6 protein-coding genes are annotated in these 6,255 nt (G+C 68.0%); 5 read left to right on the top strand and 1 reads right to left on the bottom strand.

Annotated features, from left to right (window positions below):
• Positions 1 to 114: 114 nt before the first annotated feature.
• Both BN3789_RS00605 and BN3789_RS00600 read left to right on the top strand, forming a co-directional pair.
• Positions 115 to 327, top strand: coding sequence for a hypothetical protein (locus tag BN3789_RS00605; protein WP_066828684.1), 213 nt, complete (start codon positions 115 to 117; stop codon positions 325 to 327).
• A gap of 176 nt (positions 328 to 503) precedes the next feature.
• Positions 504 to 1,274, top strand: a complete 771-nt coding sequence (locus BN3789_RS00600; protein WP_066828682.1) for a ComF family protein — start codon at positions 504 to 506, stop codon at positions 1,272 to 1,274.
• 369 nt (positions 1,275 to 1,643) lie between these two features.
• Here BN3789_RS00600 and BN3789_RS00595 read toward each other — a convergent pair whose 3' ends face one another.
• Positions 1,644 to 2,921: an IS30 family transposase gene (locus BN3789_RS00595; protein ID WP_066828680.1), complete on the bottom strand. Its 1,278-nt coding sequence runs from the start codon at positions 2,919 to 2,921 to the stop codon at positions 1,644 to 1,646.
• Positions 2,922 to 3,528: 607 nt separating this feature from the next.
• On the opposite strand from BN3789_RS00595, the gene BN3789_RS00590 reads away from it, so the two are divergent.
• The 3 genes from BN3789_RS00590 to BN3789_RS00580 all read left to right on the top strand — a co-directional run bounded on the left by BN3789_RS00590 (position 3,529) and on the right by BN3789_RS00580 (position 6,232).
• On the top strand, positions 3,529 to 4,425 hold the full coding sequence (locus tag BN3789_RS00590; RefSeq protein WP_066828678.1) for a substrate-binding periplasmic protein: 897 nt from the start codon (positions 3,529 to 3,531) through the stop codon (positions 4,423 to 4,425).
• Positions 4,426 to 4,603: 178 nt separating this feature from the next.
• A complete protein-coding gene (hpf, locus tag BN3789_RS00585) occupies positions 4,604 to 5,188 on the top strand; it encodes a ribosome hibernation-promoting factor, HPF/YfiA family (RefSeq protein WP_066828676.1) in 585 nt (194 codons plus the stop codon).
• Between the two features lie 81 nt (positions 5,189 to 5,269).
• Positions 5,270 to 6,232: a DegV family protein gene (locus BN3789_RS00580; RefSeq protein ID WP_066828673.1), complete on the top strand. Its 963-nt coding sequence runs from the start codon at positions 5,270 to 5,272 to the stop codon at positions 6,230 to 6,232.
• Positions 6,233 to 6,255: the final 23 nt, after the last annotated feature.

The raw sequence follows: 6,255 nt of genomic DNA, 5'->3' as shown, positions 1-6,255 counted from the left end.
CCGTGAGGTCAGGCGGCGCCCGGTCGCTCGCGCCGCCGCCGGCATAAGACCGCGGCCGAGGGCGCACGGCCCCGTGCCCCTCGCCAGCAGCAGTCGAAGCCCGACGTGCCCTCGGTGGCGGAGCAGGTGGCCTCCGGCGAGGTGAAGGTCTCGCGCCGTCGTCCCGGAGACGGCGGGGGAGCCGCGGCGAAAAGCGCGCAGGCCCCCGACGCCGCGCGTCGCGATCAGGCGGAGACCGGAGACGCGGCGGCAACGCAGAAGCGCCGCCGCAGGAGGCGTTCGCGCAAGCCGCGTTCAGGCGGCGAGGGAGATTCCCCGCAGCAGTAACCCGATAAGATGACGGCGCCCCAGCAGACGGGGCGCCGTTTTTTCATTTGGGCGGCGCCGATGTCGCGTGCATCCGGCACATCCTGCGCAAAGAATGCGCCGCGCTCGCGCATGCGGGGGCGCGGCGCGGGGTATAGTCTTGAGCATTTCAGGCGAGGGCGGTAAGGGGGTGGCCCATGTCCAGGCAGGTTCTCGCGACGCTGCTCGACCAGGCGTGCGATGCCGCGCTCGAGATCCTCTCTCCCACGCGGTGCGCGGGGTGCGAGCGGCCGGGCGCGCTCGTCTGCGAGCGGTGCCTGCACGAGCTGAGGCTTATCGACCCATCGCTCAGCTGCACCCGCTGCGGGGCTCCCTTCGGCAGCCTGGTATGCACCGAATGCACCCCACTGCAAGAGGGGGCGGCCCCACCGATCGCGCGGGCTCCCGAGCGCGTGCTCGCCATGGCGGAGTTCGCCGAACCGCTTGCCCGGATGATCCGCGCCTACAAGGATGCGGGGGAGCGGCGCCTGGCCCCGCTGTTTGCCGAGATGCTGCTGGATACCGCCGAGCACGCCGAGGCGGTGGCGCCCGAACGCTACGGGGGCATCCTCTCGGATGCCGACGCCGTCTCGTTCGTGCCCGCGACGGCCTCAGCCTTTCGGCGGCGCGGCTTCGACCACATGGAGCTGCCCGCGCACCATCTGTGCGAGCTTGCGGGCAAACCGCTGCTCGACGCGCTGGCAAAGCACGGCGCTTCCGACCAGCGCGCGCTGGGGCGCGAGGGCCGGCGCCGGGAGGCGCTCGGCGCCTACGAGGTCGTGGCCGACGTCGCGGGCATGCGCGTGCTGCTGATCGACGACGTCGTCACCACGGGCGCCACCGTCACCGCGGCAGCCGATGCCCTCATCGGCGCCGGTGCGCGTCATGTCGATGCACTCTCCCTCGCGCGTGTCGTGGGCGGTTCGTAGGGGACACCGAGTGCAAATCGGGGGACGTACCTTCCGCGTGCACTAGTGCACGCGGAAGGTACGTCCCCCGATTTGCACTCCGCTCTGTGTCATCGGCCTTTCCGTCTCCCTCCTGGGGGAGCACCGATCGGCGTTTCCCGGTTGATTTTCAACCTCAGCGAAACACCCGGCCGTCTGGACGGGTTCCCGCAGCTATCGATACACCCGAACCGGCCGGGAATCGCCCTTCCGGCGGCGTTCCCGCAGGTGTAGGATTCGTGTCGAGGCGTCGCGCTGGCTTTTGAGCGCATGCTCCGCCGGCCCGCCGCGCACCGATTCCAGACTCATCGCGACGGGTCCCGCGCATGCCTATCCGGTTGTCCCCGCGGGCTAGCCGGCCAGCGGCGCCTCGCCCCTCTCCGTCCGCGCCCTCTCGACGCAGCCCGGCGTCAGGTCGAGCTCGTCGCGCCCGAGCTCCTGGACGCCGAACGCGTCCATGAGCGCGCGGGCGTCCCCGCCGAACACGGCGAGCAGCATCGCCGAGGGCGTCTGGAACCCGAGCTTGCCGCGCGGCTCGGAGTTCACCTGGGACATGACGAGCGCGGCGTCGGCCCGCGCGAGCCGGTCGAAGCTGATGCCGCGGCCCTTGGGGAGCAGCTTGCGCAGCTCCTCGTGGTTCTTCTCGCAGCCGCCCTTCTGGTCCGGCCTCATCGGGTCGCAGTAGTACAGGCGCGTCTCGCCCTCCCGCTCGCCGAGCAGCGCGGCGATGGCCGCCTCGTCGGAGAACTCCGAGCCGTTGTCGGTGGCCACGAGCCGGAACACGCGGCGCACGCCGTCCTCGCCCAGCGCGTCGCGCACCAGGCCGAGCCCGGCGAGGGCCGAGGCGCACGTGCCGTCCGCCACCGGGATCGCCAGCTGGAAGCTCGTGGGCCTGTGGTAGAGCGTCAGCAGCCGGGCGGAGTCGCCCTGGCGGCCCTCCACGGTGTCCATCTCCCACGCCGAGGCGCGGACGTCCTCCGGCAGGCGCCCGAACTCCCCGTGCGACCTGCGGGCGGAATGGGCCGTCCGGCGCCTGGGCGCGCTCCTGGAGCGCTTCTTGTAGCCGACCTTGCGCCTGAGGTCGAGGTTGGTCATCTCGGCGTAGCCGGCGTCCACCCATCGGTAGACCGTCGACGCGGACAGCCCGAGCTCGGGGTGCAGCGCGGCGACCTGCTGCGGCGAGAGGCCCCGCGCGAGGCACGACCTGATCGTCGAGAGCTTGGCGGCGACGGACGCCTCGGTCTCGTCGATGCCGCGCCTGCTCTCCCTGAGCTCCGCGTCGGCCGCCGCCTGCGCCATCCTGGCGCTGTAGAAGACGCGCGGCCTCCTGCCGCAGCCGTACCCGCGCCTGTGCTTGCACCCGTTGCAGCACCTGGGCCACGACTGCAGCCGCCCGCACGCGCCGGACAGGTCCGCGGGCGCCGGCTCCCCGTACATCGACCTCGGCGCGGTGACGAACCGGTGCCTCGCCACCTCGTTGGCGACCGTCGAGGGCGACCTGCCGAGCTCCCGGGCGATCTCGCGCGCCCCCTTCCCGCGGTCGAGCATCCTCTCGATCGAGCTCCTCTCATGCCTCGTGAGCCTCGCGTACGACCTCTCCGCCGGCGCCTTGCGCTTCTTGGCCATCATGGCCTCCTCTCTGTCGCGGGCCGGCCGATTCCGGCCCGCGACAGAGAGGGTAGGGCGCGAGACGCCTCCAGGACTCAGCGAAACATGTTTCGCTGAGTCCTGGAGGCGTCTCGCTCAACCTGCAAATCAAACATCGGCGTTTCCCATGATGAACAGTGCGTCAATTTTGCGTTGAAGCGGTCGCAAGCTGGTATACTGCGCATCGTTCCCACCAGGCTGTGGTTGCGGATGAGCGCGGCGACCTGCCGAAACGCTCTTCCTAGTCCAAGGCAGACGCGGCCAAAGGGATCCACGTAAGCGACCGCGTGCGCGCGGCGCGATCATGGCGCGTCCTAGAGGTAAGCCGCACCGTCCGTTCTACATGCCAGGGGCGAAACGCGCCCCGCGGGCGAGCGGGCTAGTCGTGATGTCCGCTGCGGCGGACTGAGCAAACGCCCCGGTGCGCAGGTGTGGGGTCAAAGACCAGGTCAGCTGGGGGAACAAACTGCAGCAAGCGCGCGGGAGGCGTGTTCGGCTCCCGCGCTGCTCATACGGATGGATGGTGACGGTCGAGATGGGTTGCGCTGGGATGGGGCGAACGGGTCGAGCTGTTGCGACGGCGCTTGCGTTGGCCGCCGCCATAGGTTCGTGCGGATGCTCGTTTCTTATCCCCTCGCGCGCGGACGTGGTGCGCGAGGAGGTCGCACCCGCGCTCGGGTCGAGCGACCTGGTGCAGGAGGGCGTGCTGACCGTCGCGTTCGACACGGCGAGCGCCCCCGAGGGAATCACCGATGCCGACGGCACCGTGACCGGCTACTATGCCGACGTGGCCGCCGCACTTGCGCAGCGCCTGGGCCTCAAGGTCTCCTTTGTGGACGCCACCAGCTCGTCTCAGGTACTCGAATCGGGCCAAGCGGACATCTATCTCGGCGCCTCGACATCCGACGAGGACGAATCGATCGCCGTGTTCGGCGACTGCTTGGAAGACTCCTCGGCGCTGTTCGCCAAAACCGATGAGGGCCAGACGCTGAGCGTCGACGACCTGGCGTCCATGACCGTCGGCGTGCAGGGCTCCTCCGCCGCCCAGGATTCCCTGAACAAGGCGGGAGTCGTCGGCCAGCAGAGCACCTATATGAACGTGAACGAGTGCTTCGAGGCGTTGAGCTCCGGCGAGATCGACTGCGTGGCGTGCGACGCGACGAGCGGCGGCTACCTTGCGCGCGCCTACGAGGGCGTCTCGTTCGCGGGCACGCTCGATGCGGTGAACGTGCTGGGCATCGCGGCAAGCGAGGGCAGCTCCACCCTGATCGACGAGGTGAGCGGCGCGCTTGAGGACATGGCGGACGACGGCACGCTCGACGCCATCCACGCCACCTGGTTCGGGACGCTGCCTGTGTCGCTTTCCGACCACATGCTCACGGGCATCACGGTCGAGTCCGCCGGTCCCGACGATGCGACCGGCGACGGCGGGGACACTGGCATCATGCTGCTCGACGGCGTCGACATCAACGAGCTCGGCGCATAAGGCGGCGCATCGGGGTCAGACGGCTTCGCATAACCTAATATCGGTCCCGCGAGACGCTCGTATCGGTGTCCGGCGGCGTCAAATTCGCCAACGGGCGAGTTTCATTTGCCGTTTTTCTACCAAATTTTGTGGGTACAACACAGATACGTCCTATTCCCGGATAGAAAAGGAGCCACGTATGGATATCAAGGTTTCTGGGCGGAAGACCACAGTTACCGATGCTCTGCGTGCGCGCGTAGAAGAGAAGGTCGGCGAGGCGTGCAAGGTGTTCGACATAGAACCTATGACCGTCGACGTTGTCCTGCGTTATGAGAAGAACCCCTCCAATCCCACCCCTGCCATCGTCGAGGTAACGGTTCGCGCCCGCGGCTCGGTCATCCGCGTCGCCGAGCACGGTACCGATATGTACTCGGCCATCGACATCGCGTCCGACAAGGTCACCCGTCAGCTGCGCAAGTTCAAGACCAAGGTCGTGGACAACCGTCAGCAGGGCCCGTCGGCGGCGGACGTCGCGCCCGTCAAGCCCGTCGAGGATCTGGCGGACCTGCTGATTCCCGAGGAGGAGGACGACCAGCTCGTCCGCGAGAAGATCATCGACATCACGCCGATGACCGAGGAGCAGGCGTTCGTCCAGACCGATCTGCTCGGACATGACTTCTATGTGTTCGAAAACGCCACCACGGGTCTGATCAATGTGGTCTATCACCGTAAGAATGGTGGATACGGCATCATCAAGCCCAAGATCGAGGACCCCGACGAGTAGAATGCTCTCAAGCATGACGTTTTCGGATGGCGGCCATCCCATGCGGGGTGGCCGCTTTTTTTGATACGCGAAAGGGTTTCTATGAACAGCACCTCAGCGGGTTCCGGTCACGCGCAGCGCGCGCGGATCGTCGTCGACACCTGCGCCGACCTGACGCCGCAGATCGCGGCGTCGCTCGATGTCGACATCCTGGGCTTCCCCTATATCCTGGACGGGGAGGAGTACACCGACGACATCTGGACCTCGATCACGCCCAAGGAGTTCTACGACAAGCTGCGCTCGGGCGTGAAGGCGTCCACGTCGGCGGTGTCGCTCGGCCGCTACCTCGAGTTTTTCACCGAGTGCGCCAAAGAGGGCACGCCGACGGTCTACCTGTGCTTCACCTCGGCGCTCTCGAGCAGCTACAACTCGGCGCTGTCCGCGGCCGATCAGGTGCGCGAGCAGTACCCCGACTTCGAGCTCTACGTGGTGGACAACGCGCTGCCCTGCGCATGCGGCGAGCTGTTGGCGCTCGAGGCGGTGCGCCAGCGCGCCGCCGGCCTTTCCGCCAAGCAGATCGCTTCGTGGGCGGACGAGGCCAAGACCTACGTGCACGGCTACTTCACGCTCGACAGCCTGGATTCGCTGGCTGCGGGAGGCCGCATCCCGCCGGCGGCTGCCCAGCTGTCCTCCAAGCTCGACATCAAGCCCGAGCTTTCCTTCGACCTGTCCGGCTCGCTGTCGCTGATCGGCGTCAACCGCGGCCGCAAGAAGGCGCTCAAGTCGCTCATCAAGTCGTTCAAGGAAAACTACGTGCTCGACCCCTCGCTGCCCATCACGATCGTGTCGGCCGATGCGGAAAAGGACGCCGACTGGGTCGAGGCCGCGGTGCGCAAGGAGGAGGGCTGCTCCGACATCACGATCATCCGCGGAGCGGTCGGCCCCACCATCGGCGCGCATGTGGGCCCGGGCATGGTCGCCTTGATTTTCTGGGGGCGCGACCGCGCCGAGAAGATCTCGCTCACCGACCGTATCGCCAAGAAGGTGCGCGGCGCGGACGCATAGCGCATCTCGGCTGCGACCTCGTG

It is taken from the genome of Collinsella ihumii, from assembly GCF_900046475.1.
GTDB classification, from domain to species: domain Bacteria; phylum Actinomycetota; class Coriobacteriia; order Coriobacteriales; family Coriobacteriaceae; genus Collinsella; species Collinsella ihumii.
This window is presented reverse-complemented; position numbering and strand designations above follow the sequence as displayed.